At 70.7% G+C, this 25,799-nt stretch carries 23 protein-coding genes; 10 read left to right on the top strand and 13 right to left on the bottom strand.

Going from position 1 to position 25,799, the window contains the following annotated elements:
- Positions 1–16: 16 nt before the first annotated feature.
- Positions 17–2,137: a PQQ-dependent sugar dehydrogenase gene (locus tag IQ210_RS27980; RefSeq protein WP_194081924.1), complete on the top strand. Its 2,121-nt coding sequence runs from the start codon at positions 17–19 to the stop codon at positions 2,135–2,137.
- A 98-nt stretch (positions 2,138–2,235) separates the two neighbouring features.
- On the opposite strand, the gene IQ210_RS27975 is transcribed toward IQ210_RS27980, so the two are convergent.
- The gene (locus IQ210_RS27975; protein ID WP_194081923.1) at positions 2,236–3,135 is read right to left on the bottom strand and encodes an NAD-dependent protein deacetylase; all 900 of its coding nucleotides are present in this window, start codon (positions 3,133–3,135) and stop codon (positions 2,236–2,238) included.
- 160 nt (positions 3,136–3,295) lie between these two features.
- On the opposite strand from IQ210_RS27975, the gene IQ210_RS27970 reads away from it, so the two are divergent.
- Positions 3,296–3,484 carry a hypothetical protein gene (locus tag IQ210_RS27970; protein WP_194081922.1) on the top strand — a complete coding sequence of 63 codons (189 nt, stop codon included), beginning with the start codon at positions 3,296–3,298 and terminating at the stop codon, positions 3,482–3,484.
- A 113-nt stretch (positions 3,485–3,597) separates the two neighbouring features.
- On the opposite strand, the gene IQ210_RS27965 is transcribed toward IQ210_RS27970, so the two are convergent.
- Positions 3,598–4,719, bottom strand: a complete 1,122-nt coding sequence (locus tag IQ210_RS27965) for an FAD-dependent oxidoreductase (RefSeq protein WP_194081921.1) — start codon at positions 4,717–4,719, stop codon at positions 3,598–3,600.
- Positions 4,720–4,772: 53 nt separating this feature from the next.
- Between IQ210_RS27965 and IQ210_RS27960 the strand changes: the two genes are divergently transcribed.
- Complete coding sequence (locus IQ210_RS27960) at positions 4,773–5,459, top strand: TetR/AcrR family transcriptional regulator (protein ID WP_194081920.1); 687 nt, start codon at positions 4,773–4,775, stop codon at positions 5,457–5,459.
- Positions 5,460–5,504: 45 nt separating this feature from the next.
- On the opposite strand, the gene ligA is transcribed toward IQ210_RS27960, so the two are convergent.
- The 4 genes from ligA to IQ210_RS27940 all read right to left on the bottom strand — a co-directional run bounded on the left by ligA (position 5,505) and on the right by IQ210_RS27940 (position 11,508).
- A complete protein-coding gene (gene ligA, locus IQ210_RS27955) occupies positions 5,505–7,592 on the bottom strand; it encodes an NAD-dependent DNA ligase LigA (protein WP_194081919.1) in 2,088 nt (695 codons plus the stop codon).
- Positions 7,593–7,719: 127 nt separating this feature from the next.
- Positions 7,720–8,595 (bottom strand): geranyl diphosphate 2-C-methyltransferase, encoded by an 876-nt coding sequence (locus IQ210_RS27950; RefSeq protein ID WP_194081918.1) that lies wholly within the window; start codon positions 8,593–8,595, stop codon positions 7,720–7,722.
- A 15-nt stretch (positions 8,596–8,610) separates the two neighbouring features.
- Positions 8,611–10,038 carry a family 2 encapsulin nanocompartment cargo protein terpene cyclase gene (locus IQ210_RS27945; RefSeq protein ID WP_194081917.1) on the bottom strand — a complete coding sequence of 476 codons (1,428 nt, stop codon included), beginning with the start codon at positions 10,036–10,038 and terminating at the stop codon, positions 8,611–8,613.
- A gap of 54 nt (positions 10,039–10,092) precedes the next feature.
- Positions 10,093–11,508 (bottom strand): family 2B encapsulin nanocompartment shell protein, encoded by a 1,416-nt coding sequence (locus IQ210_RS27940; protein WP_194081916.1) that lies wholly within the window; start codon positions 11,506–11,508, stop codon positions 10,093–10,095.
- A gap of 408 nt (positions 11,509–11,916) precedes the next feature.
- Between IQ210_RS27940 and IQ210_RS27935 the strand changes: the two genes are divergently transcribed.
- Complete coding sequence (locus tag IQ210_RS27935) at positions 11,917–12,432, top strand: putative immunity protein (protein ID WP_194081915.1); 516 nt, start codon at positions 11,917–11,919, stop codon at positions 12,430–12,432.
- 36 nt (positions 12,433–12,468) lie between these two features.
- On the opposite strand, the gene IQ210_RS27930 is transcribed toward IQ210_RS27935, so the two are convergent.
- The 6 genes from IQ210_RS27930 to IQ210_RS27905 form a co-directional block, all read right to left on the bottom strand.
- Entirely contained in the window at positions 12,469–13,608 is a 1,140-nt protein-coding gene (locus IQ210_RS27930; RefSeq protein ID WP_194081914.1) for a LacI family DNA-binding transcriptional regulator, read from the bottom strand.
- A gap of 123 nt (positions 13,609–13,731) precedes the next feature.
- Complete coding sequence (locus tag IQ210_RS27925; protein WP_194081913.1) at positions 13,732–15,141, bottom strand: glucoamylase family protein; 1,410 nt, start codon at positions 15,139–15,141, stop codon at positions 13,732–13,734.
- Between the two features lie 97 nt (positions 15,142–15,238).
- On the bottom strand, positions 15,239–16,447 hold the full coding sequence (locus tag IQ210_RS27920; protein WP_194081912.1) for a glycoside hydrolase family 1 protein: 1,209 nt from the start codon (positions 16,445–16,447) through the stop codon (positions 15,239–15,241).
- Positions 16,448–16,502: 55 nt separating this feature from the next.
- Positions 16,503–17,357 carry a carbohydrate ABC transporter permease gene (locus IQ210_RS27915; protein ID WP_194081911.1) on the bottom strand — a complete coding sequence of 285 codons (855 nt, stop codon included), beginning with the start codon at positions 17,355–17,357 and terminating at the stop codon, positions 16,503–16,505.
- Positions 17,354–18,343, bottom strand: coding sequence for a carbohydrate ABC transporter permease (locus tag IQ210_RS27910; protein WP_194081910.1), 990 nt, complete (start codon positions 18,341–18,343; stop codon positions 17,354–17,356). Before IQ210_RS27910 ends, IQ210_RS27915 begins: the two co-directional genes overlap by 4 nt.
- A 5-nt stretch (positions 18,344–18,348) precedes the next feature.
- Complete coding sequence (locus tag IQ210_RS27905) at positions 18,349–19,593, bottom strand: sugar ABC transporter substrate-binding protein (protein WP_194081909.1); 1,245 nt, start codon at positions 19,591–19,593, stop codon at positions 18,349–18,351.
- A 287-nt stretch (positions 19,594–19,880) separates the two neighbouring features.
- Here IQ210_RS27905 and IQ210_RS27900 point away from each other — a divergent pair, with 287 nt between their 5' ends.
- The 3 genes from IQ210_RS27900 (at position 19,881) to IQ210_RS27890 (ending at position 22,277) form a co-directional block, all read left to right on the top strand.
- Entirely contained in the window at positions 19,881–20,882 is a 1,002-nt protein-coding gene (locus IQ210_RS27900; RefSeq protein ID WP_194081908.1) for an RNA polymerase subunit sigma-70, read from the top strand.
- Positions 20,879–21,334, top strand: a complete 456-nt coding sequence (locus IQ210_RS27895; RefSeq protein WP_194081907.1) for a DUF6069 family protein — start codon at positions 20,879–20,881, stop codon at positions 21,332–21,334. Before IQ210_RS27900 ends, IQ210_RS27895 begins: the two co-directional genes overlap by 4 nt.
- Before the next feature lie 214 nt (positions 21,335–21,548).
- On the top strand, positions 21,549–22,277 hold the full coding sequence (locus IQ210_RS27890) for a dienelactone hydrolase family protein (protein ID WP_194081906.1): 729 nt from the start codon (positions 21,549–21,551) through the stop codon (positions 22,275–22,277).
- Between the two features lie 27 nt (positions 22,278–22,304).
- Here IQ210_RS27890 and IQ210_RS27885 read toward each other — a convergent pair whose 3' ends face one another.
- A complete protein-coding gene (locus tag IQ210_RS27885) occupies positions 22,305–23,186 on the bottom strand; it encodes a LysR substrate-binding domain-containing protein (protein WP_194081905.1) in 882 nt (293 codons plus the stop codon).
- Between the two features lie 70 nt (positions 23,187–23,256).
- Here IQ210_RS27885 and IQ210_RS27880 point away from each other — a divergent pair, with 70 nt between their 5' ends.
- The 3 genes from IQ210_RS27880 to IQ210_RS27870 are packed head-to-tail and all read left to right on the top strand — an operon-like array spanning position 23,257 to position 25,798.
- Positions 23,257–24,462 (top strand): thiolase family protein, encoded by a 1,206-nt coding sequence (locus tag IQ210_RS27880; RefSeq protein WP_194081904.1) that lies wholly within the window; start codon positions 23,257–23,259, stop codon positions 24,460–24,462.
- Entirely contained in the window at positions 24,459–25,154 is a 696-nt protein-coding gene (locus IQ210_RS27875) for a 3-oxoacid CoA-transferase subunit A (protein ID WP_194081903.1), read from the top strand. The genes IQ210_RS27880 and IQ210_RS27875 overlap by 4 nt, the downstream gene beginning before the upstream one ends.
- The gene (locus tag IQ210_RS27870; RefSeq protein ID WP_194081902.1) at positions 25,151–25,798 is read left to right on the top strand and encodes a 3-oxoacid CoA-transferase subunit B; all 648 of its coding nucleotides are present in this window, start codon (positions 25,151–25,153) and stop codon (positions 25,796–25,798) included. The genes IQ210_RS27875 and IQ210_RS27870 overlap by 4 nt, the downstream gene beginning before the upstream one ends.
- Position 25,799: the final 1 nt, after the last annotated feature.

Below are 25,799 nucleotides of genomic sequence, written 5' to 3'. Positions count from 1 at the left end.
ATCAAAGGAGTTCTGAGTGCGTAACAGACGGATCGTCACCCTCCTCGGGGCGGCCGCGTTGGCCGGAGCCGTCGGGCTGCTGCCTCTTCCCGCGGCCCAGGCCCACCCGTCGGACCCCACACCGCCGACTTCGTCGGACTTCCAGAAGGTCACCCTCAACGACCGCCCGGGCGAGCCCATGGCCCTGGCCGTCCTGCCCGACCGGCGGGTGCTGCACACGGCACGCACCGGCGAGGTCCGCATCCACGACCCCAAGAGCGGCGTCAACTTCCTTGCCGCCGACATGAAGAAGAGCCCCGCCGGGCTCTACCAGCACGACGAGGAAGGCGTGCAGGGCATCGCCGTCGACCCGGGCTTCGCCAAGAACCACTGGGTCTACCTCTACTACTCGCCCCGCCTCGACACCCCCATGGACGACCCGGCCACCCCGGGCGTCAACGAGGGTGACGCGCCGCAGTTCGGAACCGCCGCGGACTTCGCCAAGTACAAGGGGTACACCCGGCTCTCGCGATTCAAGCTCGTTGGCAACAAGCTCGACTACAACACCGAGCAGAAGATCATCGACGTGCCGGCCGACCGCGGCATCTGCTGCCACGTCGGCGGCAAGATCGACTTCGACCACAAGGGCAACCTGTTCCTGTCGACCGGCGACGACTCCAACCCGTTCTCCTCGGACGGCTACGCCCCGCTCGACGACCGCGCCGACCGCAACCCCGCCTACGACGCGCGCCGCACCGCGGGCAACACCAACGACCTGCGCGGCAAGGTCCTGCGCATCAAGGTCAAGCGCCACGGCGGCTACGCGATACCCGACGGCAACCTCTTCGCCCCGGGCACCGCGAAGACCCGGCCCGAGATCTACGCCATGGGCCTGCGCAACCCCTTCCGCTTCGGCGTGGACGACAAGACCGGTGAGGTCTACGTCGCCGACTACTCACCCGACGCCCGCACCGCCAACCCCAACCGCGGCCCCGCAGGACAGGGCCGCTGGATGGTCATCGACCGTCCCGCCAACTACGGCTGGCCGTACTGCGTGACCACTGACCAGCCCTACCAGGACTACGACTTCGCCACCCAGGCCTCCAGCGGCGCCTTCAACTGCGCCAAGCCCGTCAACGACTCGCGCCACAACACCGGCCGCAGCGAGCTGCCCCCGGTCGAGAACGCGGAGATCGTCTACGGCTACGGCGCCTCCGCGCAGTTCCCCGAACTCGGCACCGGCGGCATCGGCCCGATGGGCGGCCCGGCGTACCGCTACGACAAGCACAACAAGGCCGCCAACCGCTGGCCCCAGTACTTCGACGGCAAGCCGCTCTTCTACGAGTGGACCCGCGACCAGATGAAAGCACTCACCCTCGGCAAGAACAACGAGGTCCAGAAGATCGAGGACGCGATCCCCGGGATCGTCACGGACGGCCCGATCGACGCGGAATTCGGCCCCGACGGCGCGCTGTACGTGCTGGAGTACGGCACCGGCTACTTCGCGGAGCTGCCGGAGGCCCAGCTCTCCCGCATCGACTTCGTCCGGGGCAACCGCACCCCGGAGCCCAAGGTCGCAGCCGACGTGGTCAACGGCACCAGCCCGCTGACGGTCCAGTTCTCCAGCGCCGGAACCAAGGACGCCGACGGTGACGCCCTGCGCTACGCCTGGGACTTCGACGCCGACGGCACCGTCGACTCCAGGGAGGCCAACCCCAAGCACACCTTCGACAAGAACGGGGTCTACGACGCCACGCTGAAGGTCACGGACAGCACCGGCCGCTCGGCCTCCGCCTCGGTTCCGGTCGTCGTCGGCAACAAGGCGCCGGTCGTCTCCCTCACCACCGACCCGGCCCCGCACGGCGGCACCCCGTTCCACTGGGGCGACACGGTCACCTGGCAGGTCACCGTCACCGACGACCAGCCGGTGAACTGCGCCAAGGTCAGCGTCTCCTTCATCCTCGGCCACGACACGCACGGCCACCCGCTGTCCACCAGCAACGGCTGCTCCGGCTCCTTCAAGACGTTCGTGGACGGCGGCCACTCCGGCTCGGACAACCTGAAGGCGGTCTTCAACGCCACCTACACGGACACGCCCCCGGAGGGCCTGCCGTCCCTCTCGGGCAGCGCCGAGGTCGCCCTGACCCCGGAGGACTGACCGACTGACGACAACACACCGGCGGGGCGTCCTCACCAGGGCGCCCCGCGCTCCGCGTCGCCACGGTCCCTGAGCACCCGTGGCCCAGTAGCGCCGCTCTACGCCGCCGGCTGCCCGTCGACGGCGATGTCCAGCTGTTCGGCGATCGCCGTGAGGGCGCTCCCGAGGGGGAGCGCGACGCGGGTGACGGCGAACTGATCGCCCCGGGTCGGATCCCGGTTGATGATGAACACCCGCTTGTCGGCCTGGGCCGCCTGACGGACGAACCTGAGCCCCGACATCACCGTCAACGAGGAGCCCAGGACCAGCAGCGAGGACGCCTCGCCCACCAGCTGCCGGCACCGCTCGATCCGGTGGACGGGCACCGGCTCGCCGAAGAACACCACGTCCGGCTTCAGCACGCCGCCGCAGTCCGCGCAGGGCACGACCCGGAAGTCACCGACCTGGTCATCGGTGAGATCGGCGTCACCGTCGGGATTGATCTCCGCGACGGTCGGCGCGAATCCGGCGTTGGCCGCCTCCAGCCGCACGGCGAGGTCGCGGCGCGGACCGGCCGCTCCGCACGACAGACACACGACCCGGTCCAGCCGCCCGTGCAGATCCACGACCCCCTCGCTGCCGGCGGCCTGGTGCAGACCGTCGACGTTCTGCGTGATCACACCCGAGAGCGCCCCGTGCCGCGCGAACGCGGCCACGGCCCGGTGACCGGCGTTGGGCAGCGCCCGGCCGAAGGTGCGCCAGCCGAGATGACTGCGCGCCCAGTACCGCTGCCGGGCGCGCGGGCTGGAGGTGAAGTCCTGGTACGTCATCGGGGTGTGCCGGCTGAGACTCCCGCCCTCACCCCGGTAGGCGGGGATGCCCGACTCCGTGGAGATGCCCGCCCCGCTCAGCACGAGGACACCACCGGCGCGCACCGCCTCGACCACCGGCCGCAGATCCACGGTGCCCGGGGGCAGGTCGGAGGGAGGGGTCCAGTGGAGGGTGGGACGCATCCGCATGCCCGCCAGCGTACGAAACCGTGGCCCGTTTCCGCGTGCCGCACCGGTACAGGTTGCTCGCCCCGGTCCTTCGTCACCGCCCGTCATGATCCAACGCGCGCGGACCGCACGCCTCTGCCTAGCGTCGGAGACAACGTTGTCTGTCGACAAAGGAGTTGCTGTGCGCACGTTCTTCGCCAAGTCCGCCGCCGTCACCGCCCTGGCCTGCGTCGCGGTCCTGCCCCTGGCGGGCGCCGCCCAGGCCGCCCCCCCGGCCATGTCCCGGCCACCGCCAAGGCGCTCCCGGCACCCGACGGTCCCGGCGACCACGGCCACCACCATCACCACGACGGCCTGGGCCTCAGCCTGATCCTCGGACTCGGCGTGGTCCTCTGACCGCACCGGAAGCAGCCCTACGTCGGCCCCTGACCCGCCTATTGCGGACCAGGGGCCGACATTCGCCAGATCACGCTCCACGACAGGTCAGGATGCCTGGACCTCGTCGAAGAGGGCGAGGGCCTGGGCGGGGTCGGGGCTCACGAGGCGTTCCAGGCCGGCCGCCGTCATCTTCGCCCACCGGCCCGCTCGCGCCCACATCTGTTCCTCGAAGACGCGGACGACCTTGTCCAGGTCTCCCGAGCCGGTGGCGATGGCCTCGGCGAGTTCGGCGCCCTCCAGCATCGCGAGGTTCGCGCCCGCCCCCAACGGCGGCATCAGGTGGGCGGCGTCGCCCAGGAGCGTCACCCCGGGGACGTGACTCCAGGTGTGCGACACGGGCAGGACGTACAGCGGGCGAGGGGCGAAAACGGTGCCACGGCGCAGGAGTTCGAGGACGGGAGCGGCCCAGCCGTCGAACAGGGCCAGCAGGCTCGCCCGCACGCCTTCGACGTCGGACAGGTCCAGGCTCGTGTGCCAGTCCTGCTGCACCCGGAACTGGGCGTACACCTTGACGTGGCCACCGCTGTTGCGCTGGGCGACCAGACCTCGGTTCACCCCGTACACCGCCATGGAACCGTCACCGATCAGCCGGGCGAGGTCGGGATGGCGGGCGTCGATGTCGTCGAGAGAGGTCTCCACAGCGGTGACCCCCGTGTAGTGCGGTGTCACCGGAGAGAGCGTGGGATGGACCCGGGACCAGGCGCCGTCCGCACCGATCACGAGGTCGTACGCCTCTTGTCGCCCGTCCTCGAAGTGGACCAATACGCCGCCGTCAGTGGCCCCTGGCACCACCTCTGCCACGCCCCGCCCCCACTGGACGTCGAGCGGGCCGAGCAGCAGGTCGCGGAGTTGCCCCCGGTCGATCTCGGGATTGGCCTCGTCGTCCGGGCGGGGGTGCCAGTCGCGCAGGACGGTCCCGTCCGTGTCCAGGATGCGCATGGCCTGCCCCTCGGGGCGGGAGAGGGTCCGGAACTCCGCCAGCAGCCCCGCCTTGTCCAGCGCGAGTTGGCCCAACCCCGCGTGCAGGTCGAGCGTGCCGCCCGGAGGGCGGGCATCGGGGGCGGGATCGCGTTCGAAGACGGTGACGGGGTGGCCGTCGCGGTGCAGGACACGGGCGAAGGTGAGACCGGCGGGACCGGCTCCGACCACGGCGATACGATGCCTCATGTCGATACACTGTATTGCTCCGATACGGCGTATCGCAACAGTACGATGTGGCCATGACTGTGTGGGACCGGCCGGAGCCGCCGACTCGCCCCGTGCCGCTCGACCGGGAGCGGATCGTCGCCGCCGCCATCGCGCTGGCCGACGAGGGCGGGTTGGAGGACGTGTCGCTGCGCAAGGTCGCCGCCCGGCTGAAGGCCGGACCGATGCGGCTGTACGGCTACATCGCCACCAAGGAGGAGCTGTTCGACCTGATGGTGGACGAGGTCCAGGCCGAGATCCTCCCCGAGACGCAGCCCGGTGACTGGCGGGAGACCCTGCGCGTCCTCGCCCACCGCACCCGGCAGGCCGTGCTCCGGCACGAATGGCTGGCCGACCTGCTCGGCGGCCGTCCGACCCTGGGCCCGAACGGCCTCGCCGTGACCGAGGCCCGACTGGCCGCCCTGGACGGCCTCGCCGACGTCGACACCGTCATGCGCGCCGCGGAGACGGTCAGCGCCTACACCACCGGGGCGATCAGACGCGAGGTCGCGAACCTGCGGGCCGAGCGCGCCACGGGCCTGTCCAAGAGCGACTGGCAGCGCGCCAACGGCCCGCACGTGACGAGGATGCTGGCCACGGGACGCTTCCCCGCGCTTGAAAAGGCCGTGCACGACGCGACGCACGTGGACGCCGAGGAATCCTTCGAGGTCGGCCTGGACTGGGTCCTCGACGCCGTGGCCGCCAAACTCGCCCGGCCCTGAGCGACTTCGCCGACACCCCGTGGTCGCGGGCCTGGGGCGTGCGGGTCAGGGCAGGAAGTCGGCGACGAGCGTGGCGAACTCGTCCGGTGCCGCCAGCCGGATGCCGAGGTCCTCGGCCTTGGCACGCTTGGAGCCGGCGCCCTCTCCGGCGACGACCAGGGTCGTCTTCTTGGAGACGCTGGAGGAGGAGCGGCCGCCGGCGCGTTCGATGAGCTCGTTCATCTGGTTGCGGGAGAGCTTCTCGAGAGCGCCGGTCATCGAGCCGGTGACGACAACGGTCATCCCCGCCAGCGGAAGGTCCGCAGCCGCGGATTCCTCGGGCGCTTCGGCAGGATCGGCGTCGGCCGCAGGCGGTGGAGTCGCGCCGGGTTCGGTCATGTTGACCCCGACCGCGACGAGCTTGTCGATGAGCGGGGCCAGTTCGGCGAGTTCGGCGACGATGGACGGGGCCTTCTCCGTGCCGATGCCCTCCACCTGCTGCATCGCCTCGGCGTCGGCGGCCCGGATGTGGTCCATGGTGGCGAAGTGGCGGGCGATCCGCCGGGACATCGACCGGCCGGTGCCCCGCACTCCGAGCGCGCACAACACCCGTGACAGCGGCTGGCCCTTGGCCGTGGTCAGTGCGGCCAGCAGGTTGTCGGTGCTGGTCTCGCCCATCCGCTCCAGGGCCAGGAGCTGCTCGCGGGTGAGGGTGAACAGGTCGGCGAGATCGGCGACCAGACCGGCGTCGACGAGCTGGACGACCCGGGTGTGGCCCAGGCCCTCGATGTCGAGCTGGTCGCGGCCCGCGGCGTAGGAGAGGGAGGCGACCAGGTGGCAGTTGCGGCCGTTGGTGCAGCGCCAGCGCTGCTCGCTGGTGTCGATCTCCGACCCGCAGCGCGGGCACACCTCGGGGAAGACGATGGGTTGTTCTTCTCCGGTGCGCAGGTGGGCGACGGGGGCCTCGACGCGGGGGATGACATCGCCGGCCCGGTAGACCATGACGTGGTCGCCCAGGCGCAGGTCGCGCCGGGTGATGTCGGCCGGGTTGTGCAGGGTGGCGTAGGTGATGGTGGAGCCGTCGATCTCGACCGGTTCCAGGACCGCGCGCGGGGCGATGATGCCGGTGCGGCCCACGTTCCACTCCACCTCCAGCAGCCGCGTGATCTTCTCCACGGCCGGCAGCTTGTAGGCGATCGCCCACCGCGGTGCACGCGACCCGGAACCTGCCGTCTGCTGGTCGGCGGCCAGGTCGGCCTTGATGACGACGCCGTCGATCCCGAACGGCAGCTCGGCGCGCAGCGCGGCGATCTCCTTGACCCGGGCCAGGACCTCCTCGACGCCGTCGGCGGTGGTACCGGGCACGGCGGTCGACGCGGTGGTGTTCACCCCCAACGCGGCGGCCTGCGCCATCAGATCGCTGTGCGCGCTCTCGCCGAGCCGGTCGGCTAGCGCCGTGTCGGTGCCGGGCAGCGGCAGGAGGCCGTAGCCGAAGAACGTCATCGGCACGGTGTAGGCGCGGTCCTTGGCCCGCAGGGTGCCGGCCGCGGCGTTGCGCGGATTGGCGAACGGCTGCCCGCCGTGCTGCGTGCGGACCTCGTTGGCGTGCTCGAACTGGGCCGTCGTCATCAGGACTTCGCCGCGGACCTCCACGGTGACCGGCTCGGACAGGGTGTCGGGCAGGCCCTCGATGGTGCCGATCGCATGGCTGACGTCCTCCCCGGCCGTGCCGTCCCCGCGCGTGATCAGCTGTCTCAGACGGCCCCGGGTGTAGCGGGCGGCGATCGCCAGCCCGTCCAGCTTCGGCTCGCTGCTGAAACGCGTGACGTCATGGCCGATACGGCGCGCCAGCGAGGCGGCCCAGGCGGTGAACTCCTCGGCGGAGAAGACGTTGTCGAGACTGAGCATCGGCACCGTGTGCGGGACGTCCCCCTCCACCGCGCCGCCGGCGACCTTGCCGGTGGGGGAGTCGGGGAGCACCTGGTCGGGGTGGGCGTCCTCCCACTGCGCGATGCCGCGCACCAGCCGGTCGTAGGTGTCGTCGTCCATAGGCGAGGTGCCGCCCTCGTAGTAGGCGGCCGCGGCCTTCACCGCGTCCTCGACCGCCTGCGCGTAGGCGGCGGCATCCACGATCTGTGCAGCTGGTGTCGTCATGCGGATCATCTTGCCCGCCACCACTGACAACGCCCCGGCGCAGGCCGCGAGTGGCACCAGCGGGCCGATGATCAGGAGTAAGGCGTGGCGGCCCGCACCGAGCCGCCACGCCGGTCGTTCCCAGCCGTCAGACGCGGTCGGCCGCGATCAGCACGTACTGGAAGGAGCCGTCCCGGTACGACTCGATGAACGCCTCCTCGATTCCGGTGACCAGCGACGACGTCGCCCGCAGCTCCCAGTACGGCAGCGTGTCCGGGGTCAGGTCGACCACGGTCTGCGGCACGAGCCGGTTGTCGGCCATGGCCCGCAGATACTCACGACGCGAGTGGATGTTGCACTCGAAGTGGGCGTTGATCTGGGAGACCCACTTCGACGGCTGGCCGTACCGGGGGTTCCAGCAGCCGGTGATGGTCACGTACCGGCCGCCCACCTTCAGGAAGCGGGAGTGCTCGGCGAACAGGTCGTGCAGGTCGACGTACATGGTCGACTCGTTGTTCCACGACGCGGCGACGCTGCCCTTCTCGAAGGGCGTGTCGAGCATGTTGCACACCCGGGAGCGCACATGGTCCTGGATACGGAGGTCCCGTGCCCGCCCGTTGCCGAACTCGGCCTGGGTGGCGGACAGGGTGACGCCCTCGACCTTGCAGCCGAAGCGCTGGTGGGCCATGACCATGGAGCCGCCGCGCCCGCAGCCGGCGTCGACGAGGGTGTCGTCGGCGGTGATGGGGCCGAGGTGGTCCAGGAGGAACTCGGCCTGGGCCGACTCCAGTCGGTGCAGCTCGGCGATGAGCTTCTTCTCGTACTCGCTGTGTTCCGGGTCGCCGAGGGCTTCGTGGTTGACGGCGCCGATGCCGTAGTGGTGGTGGTAGAGGCCGTCCACGTCACCGAGGCGCAGGTTCACCGGCCTCGCCTCGTTGTTCCAGTACCGGGCGATGTCCCCCTGGTAGGGGGTCGCGGGGGCCGGGATCGTCGCAGAGACGGTGGGGGTGATTTCTGTGGTCACTGAGGTGTCCGTTCCTTACCAGAAAGCGGGCAGGCTGTAGCGGAAGGTGTTGGTGCGATGCCAGTCGTGGTTGCCGTCGACCCAGGTGGCCACGCCCTTGAGGAAGCGCACCACGGGGGGCAGGGGACAGGCCGCGGCGAGGTCGGCCGCGGCCGCCTCGAAGGCGTGCATGAGCTCGTTGTGGACCTCGACCGCCTTGAGATAGGCGTCGCGCTCCGAGAGCTTCTCCCGTTCGGCGATCACGACGGGCAGGTTCAGGTGCCGGCCGGGGCTGGCGAGTTCCTTGGTGTACGAGTAGAGGTCGTTGACGATGGTGGTCGCGTTGCCGGCCAGGGCGATGACGCGCTGCATCTCCGGCCGGGCGTGCAGGTCGGCTGGTAGCTCGTAGCCTCCGATGGTGTCGGTGATGGTGGGGCAGGGGCGGAAGTTGTTGAACTGGCGCATGGCCAGGTACTCCCACACCTCCGGGACGTGATCGGTCTCGGCCCAGGCGGCCTCGGCCAGGTATCCCATGTGCAGCCGGGCCATGTCGTGGCGGTAGCGGTCGACCTGGGAGGGCGAGGCCATGGCGGTGAAGTAGTCCATGGCGCTGCGATAGGCGCGCCGCGGCGGGTCCGAACCGAGCGACTCCAGCCAGGCCGGCGCGTACTCCGGGGTGGTGTGGAGCGGGTCGAGCGCGGTGTGGGCCAGGAGGAGGCGGCCGCCGAGGCCGACGGGTGAGCCGCCGTGGTCCTCGCAGTAGCAGTCGTCGACGGCGTTCTCCGCGACCATCAGCCGGGTGGCGATCATGAGGTGATCGACGGTGGGGGCGTCGGGATGACAGCCGACCATGTACCGGCCGACCGAGAACCCGTCGAACTGCCCCTCCCACTCCTCGGGATAGAGCTGGACCTCGTCCTCGGCCCAGCGCTTGATCCGCTGGCTCACCTCCTCGACGCGCACCGGATCGGGCTCCGGGATCGGGTGGTGGTACAGGCCGGGTACGGCCTGGCCTTCGGCAGGCGGCGCGGCTGCCGGAAGCGCCGGGACGGATTCGGGCGGCGGCCGATGCGCGGTGCGGGCGAGGGACAGCGAGGCCGTGCCCAGGCCGGTGGGTCCGCCCAGGACCCGCTCGACATCCGGCGCGGCTGGGGCCTCGGTCTCCGCGGCAGCGACCGGTGGTGGGGGAGGAGTCGCTTCCATCGAACTGCCCGCCAACGACAGTGAGTTGGTGCCCAGCCCGGTCGGCCCGCCCAGAACCCGCTGAAAAGCGGGGTCGGGTGGTGTGGCGGTGACCGGCGGGGGCGTGGGAGCGGTCGTCGGATGCAGTACGGCCTCAAGACCGAAGGCCGCCGCGGTGATCGGAAGGTCGGGGACGGCCGGCGTGGGAACGTCCGGCGCGGTGCCGGGCGGCCGCGACCGCTGTCCGGGGATGGATGGTCCAGGGGGCCCGGATTCGGGCATCCACTACTCCTTGCTGTGGTGTCGGGGACGGGTCCGTACGGCGCACAGGGGACGTCAGTCGCGGACGCGGGCGATCTGCACGTTCTCCATGACGCCGAGCGCGTCGGGCACGAGCACCGCGGCGGAGTAGTACGTGCTGACGAGATAGGACATGACCGCCTGCTCGTTGATGCCCATGAAGCGCGCCGAGAGCCCCGGTTCGACCTCGTCCGGCAGCCCTGTCTGCCACAGGCCGATGACCCCTTGGTTCTTCTCGCCCGTGCGCATGGCGATGATGGAGCTGGTCTGCTCCTTGCTGATCGGGATCTTGTTGCACGGGAGGATCGGAACCCCGCGCCAGGCCGGGACGGACTGTCCGCCGACGTCGACGTGATCCGGGTAGAGCCCGTAGGCGTTGAATCCGCGGCCGATCGCGGCGATCGTCCTGGGGTGGGCGAGGAAGAACTTGGTGCCGCGGCGGCGACAGAGCAGATCGTCCATGTCGTCCGGGGTCGGCGGACCGGAGTGGGTCTGGATGCGCTGCTTGAAGTCGGCGTTGTGGAGCAGTCCGAACTCACGGTTGTTGATGAGCTCGTGCTCCTGGCGCTCGCGCAACGCCTCGATGGTCAGCCGGAGTTGCTCCTCGGTCTGGTTCATCGGCCCGTTGTAGAGGTCGGCCACCCGGGTGTGGATCCTCAAGATGGTCTGGGCGACGGAGAGTTCGTACTCCCGGGGCTTCAACTCGTAGTCGACGAAGGCGTTCGGCACGTCGACCTCGCCGACATGACCGGCCGACATGGCGATCTCGGCCTCGCCGTGCTTGTTCTGCCGTCGCCGTGTGCTGGAGCCGAACTCCGCGATGTGGGCCTGAAGACCGGGTGCGGAGTCCCGTACGGCGGCGAAGTCGGCGCGGGAGAGGGTGAGGAGGGTGCCGGAGGTCTCGGCGGTGGCCGTGTAGTCGTGGCGGGCCTCCCCGTCGAGGAGGGCGTTCTCGCCGAAGTGGGCGCCGTCGGCGAGGACCGCGATGGCGATCTCCCCGCCGTACTTGCCCTCACCGGACTGGCTGATCCGCCCGTGGGCGATCAGATGGATGCGGTCGGCCGGGCTGCCGCGCTCGACGATGACCTCGCCGGCGGCGAAGTCGCGCTGTGCGCAGCGATTGGCGAGCGCGGTGAGGACGTCCAGGTCCTCGAAGCCCCGCAGCAGGGCCAGTTCGCCGAGTTCGCGGGGGATCACACGGACCGCGGCCCCCTCCTGCACGAACTCGATGCGACCGTCGCCGACGGTATGGCGCAACCGCCGGTTGACCCGGTAGGCGCCGCCCTTGGTCTCGACCCAGGGGAGCATCCGCAGCAGCCAGCGGGAGGTGATCTCCTGCATTTGCGGGGCGGACTTCGTGGTGGTGGTGAGGTTGCGTGCGGCGGCGGTGCTCAGGGACTGCTGCGGCGCGGCTGGTGCGGCCTCGGTCTCCGGGCTGCTGTCCACGGTCATCGGGGTGGGCTGCTCCTTGCATGGCCGGGCGGCCGGCGCACAGCTGTACGCCGGTCGGGAGTCGGGGAGGATTCGGCAACAGGGCGGGACGGCGTCGGTGATCCATCCACCCGCAGGACCGTAACGGCCGGTTGAGCCGCCTCGCCCGGAGAACCCAACTGCTTCCTTCGAAGCGGTGACAATCATTGGAATCCGGTTTATCGACCCAAGAGCGACATTGCGCCACTCTTGCCGGGCTGCGATGGGCCTCGCAGGCCGCTCACCAGGCTGAACGGCTCCCGGCGACGATCGGGTCATACATGATCAAGCCGTGTCGCCCACTGCCCTGAACCCTGTCCCGGTTTCACCACCAACGCCGGGACGGGCATGGTCGCTGGTGACGAAAACCGGCAGGAAGGAAGACCGACCGTGATCCTCCCGAAGGTCAGGGACCCCCGCTTCGTGACGATCCGCCGCGGCGGGACCCTCACCGACGCCGATCACCAGCTCCTCGCCCTCTGGGCGGCCGCCTGCGCGGAACACGTCCTCGGCCTCTTCGAGACGGCCCGCCCCGACGACCCGCGTCCGCGCCAGGCCATCGAGCACGCCCGGGCCTGGACGCGCGGCGAGGTCAAGATGATGGAGGCCCGGGCGGCGGGCGGCCATGCCATGGGCGCCGCTCGCGACCTGCGGGGAGCAGCGCGCCACGCGGCCTACGCCGCCGGCCAGGCCGCGGTCGTCGCACACGTCGCCGCGCACGAACTCGGCGCGGCCGCCTACGCGATCAAAGCCGTACGGGCCGCCGCACCGAAACCCGAGAGCGAGGCGGCGGGCCGACGCGAGTGCCAGTGGCAGCGGGACCAGCTCCCGGAGGCGATTCGGGAACTGGTCCTTGACGACCAGCGGTTGCGGAACGACATCTGCTGGTCCGTCTTCGACTGCTGACCGCACGCCGGAAAGCTGATCGCCGCCGCGGAGGCTTCACCGAACGCCCGGTTCGACGCCCTCTCCGTCACGGCACCCGCAGCTGCCCCTGCGCGCGACGCTGACGGGCAGCACCAACGAGACGGGGTCGGCGTCACGCGCCCCGCTCAGGCGCTTCACCAGCAGCTCCACCGCCTCCTCGCCCATCCGCAGCATCGGCTGCCGGACCGTGGTCAGCGCCGGGCGCACCAGGCGGCTGAGCGGAATGCCGTCGAAGCCCGTCACCACCACGTCGTCGGGGACCCGCAGCCCTCGCTCCGCCAGCGCGTGGAGGGCGCCGACGGCCATCTGGTCGTTGGCGAAGACGAGAGCCTCCGGCCATGCGCCGTGCCGGGCGAACAGGGCGTCCAGGGCGTGTGCCCCCTCGGCCTGCGTCATCATCCGCACGCGCAGATCGGGTTCGTCCGCCACCTCCAGTCCGCCGGCCCGGCAGGCGGCGAGATAGCCGCGGAACCGGGCCTCGACGTCCGGTGACTCCTCCGCGGAGCCGATGTAGGCGAGGCGACGCAGGCCGTGGTCCTCGATGAGGTGCCGGGTCAGCTCCGACTGCCCGTCGAAGTTGGCGACTTCGATGTGGTCCAGGTGGTCGGTGCCCTCTCGGGGGCCGGCCAGCATCACCACCGGCTGGCGGCGGGAGATGATCTCCAGTTCCTCCGTCGGTACGGTGCGGGCGAGCACCGCGAACCCGTCGACACGTCCGGCGACCTTGGCCACCAGACTCTCCGGGCCGCCCTTGAGGGAGGCGGCGATGAGCAGGGCGTAGCCGTGGCGGCGCGCGGCGCGTTCCATGCCGCGGATGATCTGGTCGGAGTACAGCATGGCCGCGTCCTCGTCGTCCGCCTCGCCTGCCTCCGCGTCCGGGTCTGAGTAGTCCGGGAAGCACAGGCCGAGGATGCCGGTGGACCGGCTGGCGAGCCCCCGGGCGTTGCCGCTCGGCACGTAACCGAGTTCGCGGGCCGCCGTCAGCACGCGCTCGCGCGTCTCCGCGCGGACGGAATCCGGGTTCCGGTACACCCGGGACACCGTGGCGATGGAGACCCCGGACCGTTCGGCGACGTCGTACACCGTGGGGGTAGTGCTCACGTAAAGGGTCTCCCGGTATGGCGAGGATGCAGACGCATGCGCTTGTAAGCGCATTCATTCTAGGTTCCGTGTCCGTGGCCGGGCAAGGGACGGCGGCGAGGATGCGGAGCGTGTGGCGCGTCTCGCGGGCCCGCCCGCCCTCGTCGGGCCGGGCGGACTCCGCAAGCGGGGCAGAGGTCAGATGCTGAAGCGCTCCTTGCCCAGCAGCGGTCGTACGCGGGAGCGGAACCCGCCGGTGCGGAAGGGCTGTTGGAGCAGTCCGGGGCGCAACTGCTGGGCCAGGGCGGCGGCGACCATGCCCTGGTCCAGGGCGAGGACGAAGTCGCTGACCCGGCCCGTCACGACATCGACGGAGTCACGGAAGCCGTAACGGTCGTCGTAGGCGCCGAAGTCCCGGTCGAGCGCACGGAGGTTGGCGAGAGCCTCGTCGGCGGCCTGGGGCAGGGCGAGGAAGGAGGCGTGCGGGGTGACCACGCCGAGGGAGTGGTAGCCGTCCTCCTGCATGCCGATGGCGTCCACGCCGTACTCGCGGTATCCGCCCGCGGGGATGTTGGCGGGGGAGAAGCCCCAGTAGCCGTACCTCTCCTCGTCCAGGCCGTGCTCGATCTGACTGCGGACGTAGCGCTGGTGCGTGGTGCCCCAGGAGTGCGGCGACCACTCGGTCTCGGGCACGAACAGGGGCACCATCAGGGCCTCGAACATCGAGCCGCCCCAGGTGGGGACGAGCTTGCGGCCGCGGTAGGTGTAGTGGCCCTCCCAGACGCGGACGCCGTCGATCGTGACGTAGGCGCCCTCGGGCTCCTGCTCCTGCCCCATGCCGGGTAGCAGGGTGCGGAAGAGGTGCCAGTAGTGCTCGGAGGGCAGCGAGCCGTCGGCTATGCCGAGGTAACTGGCCATGCGCGGTTCGGTGTTGAGGGCTCCGTAGTGGTGGCCGGTGGGCTCGCCCTTGCCGGGCTTGTCGGGCCAGTAGCCGCCGCGCAGCTGGCCGGGGCCGGCGACGGGGTCGGCGGGGTCGTAGGGGGTGTAGAAGTACGACCAGTCGGCCGCTTCGAGGAGGCGGGCGATGCGCGGGCGCAGCGAGGGGTCGGCGTCGGCGGCGATTCTCAGGCCGGTGACCAGCCAGGCGTTGTCGACGGTGGACAGGAACGGGCGGACCGTGCTGCCGTTCTCCGGCCATGTCGTGAGGACCGAACCGTCGTGGGCGTCGTACCAGTTGAACCAGAAGCCGTGCGCGCGCTCCAGGCGTTCCACGGCCGCCACCGTGCGCGCGAGGCGGTCGTGCATGAGGGAGCGGGAGATGACGCCGAGGCCGGCTGCGGCCACGGTGGACCACAGTCCGCAGCCGATGTTGGTCGGCGAGGTCTGGGCCGAGGGCACGGGTGTGTCGGGGCCGCTGACGTCGATCTTGTCGGCGGTGAGGCCGAACTCCGTGGTCATGGCCGTGATCGAGCGGTACGTCGCCTCGAACCAGGTGCGCAGCGGGGCGCGGTCCGAGGCGGTGGAGGTACGGGCGAGGGCCGAGGGGCCGGTGGCGCAGACGGCCGCCGCGGTGGCGGTGGCGGCCGTGAGGAACCGACGACGGTTCATGCGGGGTTCAACTCCTCGATGGGGTGGGCGTGGTGGGCGGGAGCCGGCGGGTGTCAGGGGCCCGCCGGCTCCCGGGCTCAGGGTGGGAGGGGTGCGATCAGGCGGCGGCGCGCGGCAGTTGGCGGCTGCGGCCGAGGTCGCCGAGCCATGCGGCGGACGGCCTCGGGGTGCGCTCGAAGGTGACCGGGTCGACCGCGATGAGGCCGAAGGTGGGTTTGAAGGAGCCCCACTCGTAGTTGTCCAGGGCGCTCCAGGCCAGGTAGCCCTGGACGTTGACGCCGTCCTCGATGGCCGCGGCGACCGCGGCGAGGGCGCCGGTGTAGTAGTCGACGCGGCGGCTGTCGTCGCCGGTGGCGATGCCGTTCTCGGTGACGATGAGAGGCATGTCGGCGCCGGCGATCTCCGCGGTGTGGCGCAGGGCGTGGCCGACGGCGGCCGGGTAGTACTCCCACTGCGTCAGCGTGCGCTCGGCGTCCTCGGGCGCCGGGACGGGGCCGTCGAGCCCGATCCTGGTGCGGGTGTAGGACTGGACGCCGATGAAGTCGTCGCCGCGGGCGGCCTCGATGAAGACGTCCTCGCGCGGGCGCCGGTAGGCGGCGCAGACCTCCTCGGCGCCCGGCAGTGCCTGGTAGACCTGGTTGGCGATCGTCCAGCCGACCTGGATGTCCGCGTCGACGGCGCGGACCGCCTTGACCGCGGCGTGGTGCGCGGCGATCACCGCGTGGGTGGTGTCGTCGTCCGGGTACGGCAGCCCGGCCGGCGGGAAGCCCTGTTCGCCGCGCTTGGCGAGGCCGGCCATCACGGCGATCATGTTGGGCTCGTTGATGGTGCACACATGGCGGACCCCGTCGGCGATGATCGGCGCGCAGTGCTCGACGTACCGGGCGAACAGCTCGACCGCGCCGTCGGCGGTCCAGCCGCCGAGGTCCTCGAACCACCGCGGCACGGTGAAGTGGTGCAGGGTCACCATCGGGCGCAGCCCGCGGGCCAGGGCGCCCTCCACCATGCGGCGGTAGTGCGCGATCTCTGCTCGGGAGAAGGCGCCCGGCGCCGGTTCGACACGGGCCCATTCGACGCTGAAGCGGTAGTCGGTGAAGCCGAGTCGGGCGAGCACGTCCATGTCCTGCTCCCAGCGGTGGTAGCTGTCGCAGGCGTCCAGGCTCGGCTCCTCGATGCCGGCCGCCGGGTCGTGCTCCTTGCGCCACCAGTCGCTGTTGACGTTGTTCCCCTCGATCTGGTGGGCGGCGGTGGAGGCACCCCACAGGAAGCCGTCGGGGAAGGGGAGGGTGGGGGAGGTGTGCGTCATCGTCCGTTTCTGTCTGTGTGAGGGGCGCGGTCGGTCGGTACGCCTACGGGGGTGGCTACTTGAGGCCCGCGGTGGCGATGCCCTGGGTGAAGTGGCGTTGCAGGACGGCGAAGACGACCAGGACGGGCAGCACGACCAGCAGCGAGCCGGCCATGAGCATCCCGTTGCCGCCGGCGACCGTGCGGTTGGGATCGTTGGCGAACGTCGCCAGCGCCACCGGAAGGGTGTACTTGCCGGGGTCGTTGGTGGCGACCAGCGGCCAGACGAAGTTGTTCCACGAGCCGAGGAACGTGAAGATCGTCAGCGTGGCCAGCGCGGGCCTGACCAGGGGCAGCACGATGCGCCAGAAGATGTACCACTCGCCCGCGCCGTCGATCCGGGCCGCCTCCAGCACCTCGTCGGGCACCGACTGCATGAACTGCCGCATCAGGAAGACCCCGAAGGCGCTCGCGGCGAACGGCAGGACGAGCCCGGCGTAGGAGTCGATGAGGTTCAGCCTGCTCATCAGGACGTACAGCGGAAGGATCAGCAGGTTCGCGGGCACCATGAGGGCCGCGAGCACGACGCCGAACACCTTGGAGCGGCCCGCGAAGTCCAGCTTCGCCAGCGCGTAGCCGAGCATCGAGCAGAACAGCAGATTGCAGACGGTCACCAGGACGGCCACGATCAGCGAGTTCAGGAAGTAGCGCGGCATGTCCAACTGGTCGAGCAGGGCATGGAAGTTGTCCAGGGTCCACTGCGTCGGCAGCCACACCGGAGGGCTGGCCGTCAGGTCCTGCCGGGTCTTGAAGGCGGACAGCGCCATCCACAGGAACGGCGTCGCCATCACCAACAGGCCCAGCGAGGCCAGGAGATACATCAGCGGGCGACGGACGCGGTTCACCTGGCGCGGGTGGCTGGGGGCGCTCATCGGGTGTTGTCCTTCAGCAGTCGGAGCTGGAGTGCCGTGATGCCCATGATCACCACGAACAGGACGTACGCCATGGCGCTCGCATAGCCCATGTGGAAGAAGTTGAAGCCCTCCCGGTACATGTCCAGGGAGACCGTCAAGGTGGCGTTGTCCGGGCCTCCTTGCGTCATCACGAAGGGTTCCTCGAAGACGTTGAGGTAGCCGATGGTGGTGATGACGGTGGCGTAGAGCAGCGTCGGCCGCAGCAACGGCACGGTGATGCGGCGCAGTTCCTGCCAGCCGCCGGCACCGTCGAGCCGCGCGGCCTCCCGCACCTCGGTGGGGATCGCCTGGAGCCCGGCGATGAACAGCACCATGACGGTGCCCAGGTTGCGCCAGACGGCCAGCAGGATCAGCGAGGGCATGGCCCAGGTCCCGGAGCCGAGGAAGTCCGGTGCCTTCGTGCCGAGTTCGGCGGCCACGCCGGCGACCAGGCCGTCGGTCGGGTCGAGTACGAAGCGCCAGACGACGGCGACCGCGACGATGGAGGTGACGACCGGGGCGTAGAAGCCGACGCGGAAGAAGGTGCGGGCCCGGTCGATGCCGTTGTTCAGCAGCAGCGCCACCAGCAGGCCGAGCACGATGGTCAGCGGCACCCCGATCACCACGAAGTAGGCGGTGTTGAACAGGGCGGTGAGGAAGGTGTCGTCGGAGAACAGCTTGGTGTAGTTGTCCAGGCCGACGAACTGCGCTTCCAGCGGCTGCCGGACGTCGCGGACCCCGAAGTCGGTGAAGCTCATCCAGAGCGTCGCCACGATCGGGAACAGCATGAAGACGCCGAACAGTGCCAGGAAGGGCGTGGAGAACAGCCAGCCGTGCAGATTGCGCCGGCCCAGCGAACGCCTGCCGTGCCGCCGTGATCCGCCGCCCGGCGACGGGGCCCGGGTGGCGCGGCGGCTCTTCGACACGGCGGTGTCGTCCGCGGCCGGTCCGATGGAGAGCGACATAGCGGCTAACCCACCAGGTTCTCGATCTCGGACTGCGCCTTGTCCAGGGCGGCCTTCGCGGAGGACTTGCCCTGGCTCACCGCCCCGATCGCGTCGTCGACCTTGGAGGTGATCTCGGTGCCCTTGGGCTGGGCGGGCAGCGCCTGGGCGGTCTCCATCTGCTTGCGGAACACGTTCATGGTGGCGTCAGTGGCGAGCTCACCCGTCTTCCACGCCGCGGTGTTGGCGGGCAGGTCCCTGGTCCGCCCGTACCAGTCGGCCTGGCCCTTGGCGTCGGTGAGGTAGGCGATGAACTCCTTCGCGGCGGCCTTGTGCGTGCTGTCCGCGGAGATCGCGAGACTGGATCCGCCGGAGAAGGAGCCGGACGTCTTGTCCGCCGGCACGTTGGCCACGGCCCACTTGCCCTTGAGGTCGGGGTAGTTGTCGTTGAGCAGGCCGACGACCCAGGGGCCGCTGAAGAACATCGGCACGGTGCCGGTGTTGAAGTCCTTCGTGACGTCGTAGCCCGGCCGGAACGTCTTGTCGCTGAGCCCCTTGTCGAAGTAACTGCCGTAGTTCTCCAGGGCCTTGACCGCCTCGGCGCTGTCGACGACGGGCTTGCCGTCGCTGTCGAGGATCGCGCCGCCGGCCGAGTACAGGAAGGGGGAGAAGCTCTGTACGGCGTCCAGTCCGCTGGGCTGGATGGACAGCCCCCACTTGGTTCCGGCCTTGTCCTGGTAGGCCTCGGCCGCCTTCTGCAGCTCCGCCATGGTGGCCGGGGCGCCGGTCAGGCCGGCCTTGTCGGCCAGGTCCGTGCGGTAGAAGAGGACGCGGGTGTCGACGTACCAGGGAACGCCGTACGTCGTGCCGTCGTAGTCGCCCTGGGCCCAGGCGGCCGGGAAGAAGTCGTTCTTGTCGAAGGCCTTGGTGTCGACCGGTTCCAGGGAGCCCATGTCGGCGAACTCGCCCAGGTAGCTCGAACCCATCTGCATCACGTCCGGGAGCTTGCCCGCGGCGGCCGCGGCGACCAGCTTCTGGTGGGCGACGTCCCAGCCGATCGGGGTCACCTTCACGGTGATGTTGGGGTGGGCCTTCTCGTAGGTGTCGGCGACCTCGGCGAGCTTCTCCCCCTCGGTCCCCATGGCCCAGACGGTCAGGGTCTGTTTCGCGCCGGCGCCGACGTCCGAACCTCCCGAGCCTCCGCATGCGGTCAGAGTGAGGGCGGATGCCGCTACGAGGGCGAAGAGAGGGGTTCTGGCGGCGCGGTGCATGGGGTGCTCCTCCTCGAGCCTGGCCGATGTATGCGCTGTCTGTAAGCGCATACATAACTCTGTGGGAAGCGCTGGAGGAGTGGCAAGTGGGTCGCCGGTCACGCTCTCGTAACGGCTCGGACATGAGAAGCGGGGCTGAAGCGGGGCTGATTCCATGGGGAGAACCCGGCCTGCGAAGGAGCTCCCGCAAGAGTGGATCAGGGGCGTCGGCCGACCGCGGTGATGAGTAGTCGCGCCCGCGCCCGTCATACCTACGACGGGACTCGACGAGGCGGAAGGACGACGTGATGAGTGCGGACACGCGGCTGGAGGAGCCGGGCGGGAGCGGGCCGGGTGAGGTCGACGAGCCGGCGTTCTCCAGCCTGGCGGAGCGGCATCGACGGGAGCTGCATGTGCACTGCTACCGGATGCTCGGATCGTTCGACGACGCAGAGGACGCCGTACAGGAGACGTTCCTGCGCGCCTGGCGACGGCGGGAGACCTTCGAGGGACGGTCGACGCTCCGCGCCTGGCTGTACCGGATCGCCACCAACACCTGCCTGGACCTGCTCGCCAAACGCCGCCCGGAACCCGCGACCGGCGGCGAGGTGCTGTGGCTTCAGCCCTACCCGGACCGGCTGCTCGACGAGCTGCCCGCGGCGGACGCGGACGAGCCGGAGACCGTCGCCGTCGCGCGGGAGACGATCGAGCTCGCGTACCTCGTCGCGGTCCAGCACCTCGCACCGCGTCCACGGGCCGTGCTGATGCTGCGGGACGTGCTCGGCTGGTCGGCGAAGGACGTCGCGGAGGCCCTCGGGGACTCCGTCAACTCCGTGAACAGCGCGCTGCAACGCGCCCGCGCGGGCCTGCGCGAGCACCTGCCCGCCGAGCGGCAGGACTGGACGGGCGGACAGGAGGACGCCGTCACCCGGGAGCTGGTACGCCGCTACACCGAGGCCAGCGTCGTCACGGACATCCCCGCGCTCGCCGTACTGCTGCGGGACGACGTCCGCTGCTCGATGCCGCCCACGCCCGGCCTGCACGTCGGCCGCGACGCGGTGGTGAACGACTGGCTGACCAGCGGCTTCGAAGGCATGAAGGGCCTGCGGACCGTCCCCACGGCCGTGAACCGGCAGCCCGCCGTCGCCTTCTACCTCTGGAACGAGAAGGAGAGCGCCTACCTGCCGCTGACGATCGACGTCCTGCGCGTCATCGGCGGGGCGATCGCCGAGATCATCACCTTCCACGACGACCAGTTCCCGCGGCTCGGGCTGCCGGAGCGGTTGCCGGCCGAGGGAGCAACGTCATGAACGGCATGAACGACGCCGGCGTCGTCACAGCCCCGACCTCCGCCCGGACCGGCAGTGCCCACCCGTTCCGCAGGCCGGCCGCGACCGGCTTCCTGACCACGCTCGCGGCGATGGCGGCGACCACCCTCGCCGCGGCGCTGGCCCAGGCCGGCGGCGTCGACTTCGAGCTCCCCGAAGGCGGCGAGGCGATCCCGCTGCCCGGCTTCGCCGTGGTGACCGGCATCTTCTCGGCCGCGGGCGTCGCGATAGCCCTCGCGCTGCTTCGTTGGAGCACTCGCCCCGCCCACCGATTCGTGTGGACGGCGGCGTCGCTGACGGTGATCTCGCTGATCCCGCCCCTGATCTCCGGGGCGGACACCGCCACCACCGTCACCCTCCTCGGGCTGCACCTCCTCGCCGCGGCGGTGATGATCCCTGCCCTGGCCCGCGGCCTGAGTTCCCGAAGCGATTGACCGCATAGAGATGCGGAGTTGGCTGGGCTATGTTGCTGGCATGACTACCGGGACGGCATCGCGCCACACACGGATTGGTGACCCGGTGCTCCTCTGAGCGCCGAACGGGCCGGTGTGGGCCCGCTGTTCGATCGGGAAGCCCGTGCCGCCGCGCGGGCTCCACCTCTGTCGTGTTGATCACAGGCTCAACACCTCAACCACGACAGGAGAGTTCATGACCGTCAAGACGCTGCGGATTCCCACCCCTGACGGCCAGGCCGATGCCTTCGCCGCCCTCCCCGACGACGGCGCGCGGCACCCCGGGGTACTGATGTACCCGGACGGCTTCGGCATCCGGCCCGTGCTGCGGGACATGGCCCGCCAACTGGCCGCACACGGCTACTACGTGCTGGTGCCCAACCTCTTCCACCGGCACGGCCCGGCACCGGTGATCGACCTTCCCGAACACATCGGAGAAGACGTCCGGCCCGCGATCTTCGCCCAGTTGATGCCCTTGATCGAGGCGCACACCCCGGAACGCGTCCTGAGCGACGCGGACGCCTATCTGACGTTTCTCATCGCTCAGCCCGAGGTCAGCGCCGGACCGGTCGCCGTGACCGGCTACAGCATCGGCGGCCTCCTGGCCACGCGCACCGCCGCGGCCCACCCCGACCGGGTGGCCGCCCTCGCCGCGTTCCACGCCCCTGTGGGAGCCGACGGACCGGACAGCCTGGCCGAGCTCACCGCCGAGGTCCACTTCGGCCACGCCGAGAGCGACTTGACGCCCGAGGCCCTCGGCGAGCTCGACAAGGCCCTGGACGCGGCAGGTGTCGTACACACCTCCGAGATCTACCCCGGCACCGTCCACGGCTTCACCATGTCCGACACCGACGCCTTCGACGCCACCGCACTGCGGCTCCACTGGGACCGCCTGCTGCCGCTGCTCGGCCGCACCCTCGGCTGAGGTCCGCGCCCGGTGTCGTACGACGCTTCAGAACGCCGACCGGATGATCCCCACCGTCCGCGCCAGATGCGGTTCAGCGCGGTCGGCGCGGTGGGCGACGGCCAGTTCCACGCGGGCGCCGGCCCCGGCCAGCGGCAGATAGGCCACGCCGTCGAGCGTCAGCGCGGTCACGGGCTCGGGTACGACGGCGACACCGAGGCCGCCGGCCACCAGGGTGACGAGCGTCGAGGTCTCGCCGACCTCGTGACGGATATGCGGCTCGACGCCGGCGTCCCGCAGCAGGCCCAGCACCACGTCGTACATCACCGACCGGCGGTCGGCCGAGTGCACGATCAGGTCGGCACCGGCGAGGTCCGCGACACGCAGCCGCCTGCGCCCGGCGAGCCGGTGCCCGACCGGTACGGCGACCACGAGCCGGTCCCGGCGCAGGGTGTGCACCGTCAGGGACAGGTCGGCGGCCGGCGGGCGCAGCAGCGCGACGTCGATCGCGCCGGTGCGCAGTGCCTCGACCTGGTCGGGGGCGAGCATCTCGCCGCGGAAGGAGAAGTCGACGCCGGGGAGTTCCTCGGTGAGCCGCCGGGAGAGCGCGGGCAGCAGGCTGTACGTCGCCGATCCCACGCACCCGATCGCCAGGTGGCCCACCGAACCGGCGGCGACCCGGCGTGCGTGCTGGGCGGCCTCGTCGACCTCGGCGAGGATCGCACGCGCCCGCTCCAGATAGGCCCGGCCCGCCTCGGTGAGGTCGACACGGCGGGTCGTGCGGTGGAGGAGTTCGACGCCCAGCTCGGCCTCCAGCTGGCGGATCTGCTGCGACAGCGGCGGCTGGGCCATGTGGAGCCGCTCGGCGGCACGGCCGAAGTGACGCTCCTCGGCCACCGCGACGAAGTACCTGAGGTGCCGCAGATCCATATGTCGTCCATATCAATCGGCGCGGATATACGTACTTCAGGATATCTGGCACGCGGACTAGCGTCGTCCCATGAGCGCATTCCTCTACGCCGCCACCCGGACGCCGTTCGGCCGCTTCAACGGCGCCCTGGCCGGCGTCCGCCCCGACGACCTCGCCGCCGCCGCGATCACCTCGACGCTCGCCAAGGTGCCGCATCTCGACCCCGCCGCGATCGACGACGTGGTGTGGGGCAACGCCAACGGCGCCGGCGAGGAGAACCGCAACGTCGGCCGCATGGCGGCGCTGCTCGCCGGGCTCCCGGTCAGCGTGCCCGGCACCACGGTCAACCGGCTCTGCGGCTCCAGCCTCGACGCGGCGATGACGGCCAGCCGCACGATCGAGTCCGGCGACGCCGAGGTGGTCCTGACCGGCGGCGTGGAGTCGATGACGCGGGCGCCCTGGGTGCTGCCCAAGTCGGCGAAGCCGTTCCCGGTCGGCGATGTCACCGCGGTCTCCACCACGCTCGGCTGGCGCCTGGTCAACCCGCGCATGCCGAAGGAGTGGACGGTCAGCCTCGGCGAGGCCAACGAGCAGCTCCAGGAGCGCTTCGGCATCTCCCGTGAACGGCAGGACGAGTTCGCCGCCCGCTCCCACCAACTCGCCCACTCCGCCTGGGAATCCGGGTTCTACGACGACCTGGTCGCGCCGGTCGAGGGCGTGGACCTGACCCGCGACGAGGGCATCCGCGCCGACTCCACACCGCGGACGCTGGCCGGGCTCAAGCCGGTCTTCCGCACCCCGGAGCAGGGCGGCACCATCACCGCGGGCAACGCCAGCCCCCTCAACGACGGTGCCTCCGCGGTCCTGTTGGGCAGTGAGCGGGCGGCGGCCACGATCGGGACCGACCCGATCGCCCGGATCGCCGGCCGCGGCGTCATGGCCCTGGAACCACAGGCCTTCGGCTACGCCCCGGTCGAGGCCGCCAACCGTGCGCTGGCCCGGGCCGGGATCGGCTGGGACCAGGTGGGCGCGGTCGAGCTCAACGAGGCCTTCGCCGTGCAGTCCCTCGCCTGCCTCGACGCGTGGAAGATCGACCCCGCGATCGTCAACCAGAAGGGCGGCGCCATCGCCATCGGCCACCCCCTCGGCGCCTCGGGCGGCCGCATCCTCGCCACGCTGGCGAAGGTGCTGCGGGAGACGAAGCAGCGCTACGGCGTCGCCGCGATCTGCATCGGAGTCGGCCAGGGCCTGGCCGTCGTACTGGAGAACTGCGACGTCACGGAGGCGGGCCGATGAGCCGGGCGGAGATCCTCGAGAGCACGGACGCCGCGGTCGCCGGGATCGAGGACGGCTCCACCGTCCTCGTCGGCGGCTTCGGCCTGGCCGGGATGCCGTTCGACCTGATCGACGCGCTCATCCGGCAGGGCGCGAAAGACCTGACGATCGTGTCCAACAACGCCGGCAACGGCGACGTCGGACTGGCCGCACTGCTGGCCGCCGGCCGGGTGCGCAAGGTGCTGTGCTCGTTCCCGCGCCAGTCCGACTCCTGGGTCTTCGACGACCTCTACCGCGCCGGGAAGATCGAGCTGGAGGTGGTGCCGCAGGGCAACCTCGCCGAGCGGATGCGCGCCGCCGGGGCCGGGATCGGCGCCTTCTACTGCCCGACCGCGGTCGGCACACCGCTGGCCGAGGGCAAGGAGGTGCGGGAGATCGACGGCCGCACGTACCTGCTGGAGTACCCGATCAAGGGCGACTACGCGCTGATCGGCGCCCATGTCGCGGACACGCTGGGCAACCTCGTCTACCGCAGGACCGCCCGCAACTTCGGACCGGTCATGGCCACCGCCGCGACGACGACCATCGTCCAGGTCGACCAGGTCGTCGAGGCCGGGAAGCTCGACCCGGAGGCCGTCGTCACCCCGTCCATCTACGTCGACCGCATCGTCCAGGTGACGGCCCGTCACTACACCGTCCAGGGGGCACGATGACCACCACGCACGCCGACCACCGGCTCTCGATGGACGAGCTGGCCGCCGTCATCGCCCGCGACATCCCGGCCGGTTCCTTCGTCAACCTCGGCATCGGACAGCCCACCAAGATCGCCGACCATCTGCCGGCCGGCTCCGGGGTGGTGCTGCACACCGAGAACGGCATGCTCAACATGGGCCCGAAAGCCGAGGGCGACGCGATCGACCCCGACCTGACCAACGCCGGCAAGGTCCCGGTGACCGAACTGCCGGGAGCGGCGTATTTCCACCACGCCGACTCCTTCGCCATGATGCGCGGCGGACACCTCGACGTCTGCGTCCTCGGCGCCTACCAGGTCGCCTTCAACGGTGACCTGGCGAACTGGACCACCGGGAAACCCGATGACATCCCCGCCGTCGGCGGCGCCATGGACCTCGCCATCGGCGCCAAGGACGTGTACGTGATGATGACCCTGTTCACCCGCACCGGCGAGCCCAAACTCGTGCCGCGGTGCACCTATCCGCTCACCGGCCTCGGCTGCGTCAGCCGCGTCTACACCGACCACGGCGTCTTCGACGTCGGCCCCGAGGGCGTACGCATCCGGGAGACGTACGGCATCGACGCCGACGAACTCGCGCACCGTTGCGGCATCACGCTGCCCTAGC

The organism is Streptomyces justiciae (genome assembly GCF_015163075.1).
Taxonomy (GTDB): Bacteria; Actinomycetota; Actinomycetes; order Streptomycetales; family Streptomycetaceae; genus Streptomyces; species Streptomyces justiciae.
Note: the sequence above shows the minus strand (reverse complement) of the source record. Positions and strands in the feature narration are given on the sequence as shown.

Coding starts and splice junctions, on each gene's coding strand:
- IQ210_RS27915 (WP_194081911.1), bottom strand. CDS start 17,357: ATGAGCGCCCCCAGCCACCCGCGCCAGGTGAACCGCGTCCGTCGCCCG.
- IQ210_RS27960 (WP_194081920.1), top strand. CDS start 4,773: ATGACTGTGTGGGACCGGCCGGAGCCGCCGACTCGCCCCGTGCCGCTC.
- IQ210_RS27965 (WP_194081921.1), bottom strand. CDS start 4,719: ATGAGGCATCGTATCGCCGTGGTCGGAGCCGGTCCCGCCGGTCTCACC.
- IQ210_RS27900 (WP_194081908.1), top strand. CDS start 19,881: ATGAGTGCGGACACGCGGCTGGAGGAGCCGGGCGGGAGCGGGCCGGGT.
- ligA (WP_194081919.1), bottom strand. CDS start 7,592: ATGACGACACCAGCTGCACAGATCGTGGATGCCGCCGCCTACGCGCAG.
- IQ210_RS27880 (WP_194081904.1), top strand. CDS start 23,257: ATGAGCGCATTCCTCTACGCCGCCACCCGGACGCCGTTCGGCCGCTTC.
- IQ210_RS27910 (WP_194081910.1), bottom strand. CDS start 18,343: ATGTCGCTCTCCATCGGACCGGCCGCGGACGACACCGCCGTGTCGAAG.
- IQ210_RS27925 (WP_194081913.1), bottom strand. CDS start 15,141: ATGAACCGTCGTCGGTTCCTCACGGCCGCCACCGCCACCGCGGCGGCC.
- IQ210_RS27975 (WP_194081923.1), bottom strand. CDS start 3,135: ATGCGGATGCGTCCCACCCTCCACTGGACCCCTCCCTCCGACCTGCCC.
- IQ210_RS27945 (WP_194081917.1), bottom strand. CDS start 10,038: ATGCCCGAATCCGGGCCCCCTGGACCATCCATCCCCGGACAGCGGTCG.
- IQ210_RS27920 (WP_194081912.1), bottom strand. CDS start 16,447: ATGACGCACACCTCCCCCACCCTCCCCTTCCCCGACGGCTTCCTGTGG.
- IQ210_RS27875 (WP_194081903.1), top strand. CDS start 24,459: ATGAGCCGGGCGGAGATCCTCGAGAGCACGGACGCCGCGGTCGCCGGG.
- IQ210_RS27885 (WP_194081905.1), bottom strand. CDS start 23,186: ATGGATCTGCGGCACCTCAGGTACTTCGTCGCGGTGGCCGAGGAGCGT.
- IQ210_RS27930 (WP_194081914.1), bottom strand. CDS start 13,608: ATGCGCTTACAAGCGCATGCGTCTGCATCCTCGCCATACCGGGAGACC.
- IQ210_RS27905 (WP_194081909.1), bottom strand. CDS start 19,593: ATGCACCGCGCCGCCAGAACCCCTCTCTTCGCCCTCGTAGCGGCATCC.
- IQ210_RS27870 (WP_194081902.1), top strand. CDS start 25,151: ATGACCACCACGCACGCCGACCACCGGCTCTCGATGGACGAGCTGGCC.
- IQ210_RS27890 (WP_194081906.1), top strand. CDS start 21,549: ATGACCGTCAAGACGCTGCGGATTCCCACCCCTGACGGCCAGGCCGAT.
- IQ210_RS27895 (WP_194081907.1), top strand. CDS start 20,879: ATGAACGGCATGAACGACGCCGGCGTCGTCACAGCCCCGACCTCCGCC.
- IQ210_RS27940 (WP_194081916.1), bottom strand. CDS start 11,508: ATGACCGTGGACAGCAGCCCGGAGACCGAGGCCGCACCAGCCGCGCCG.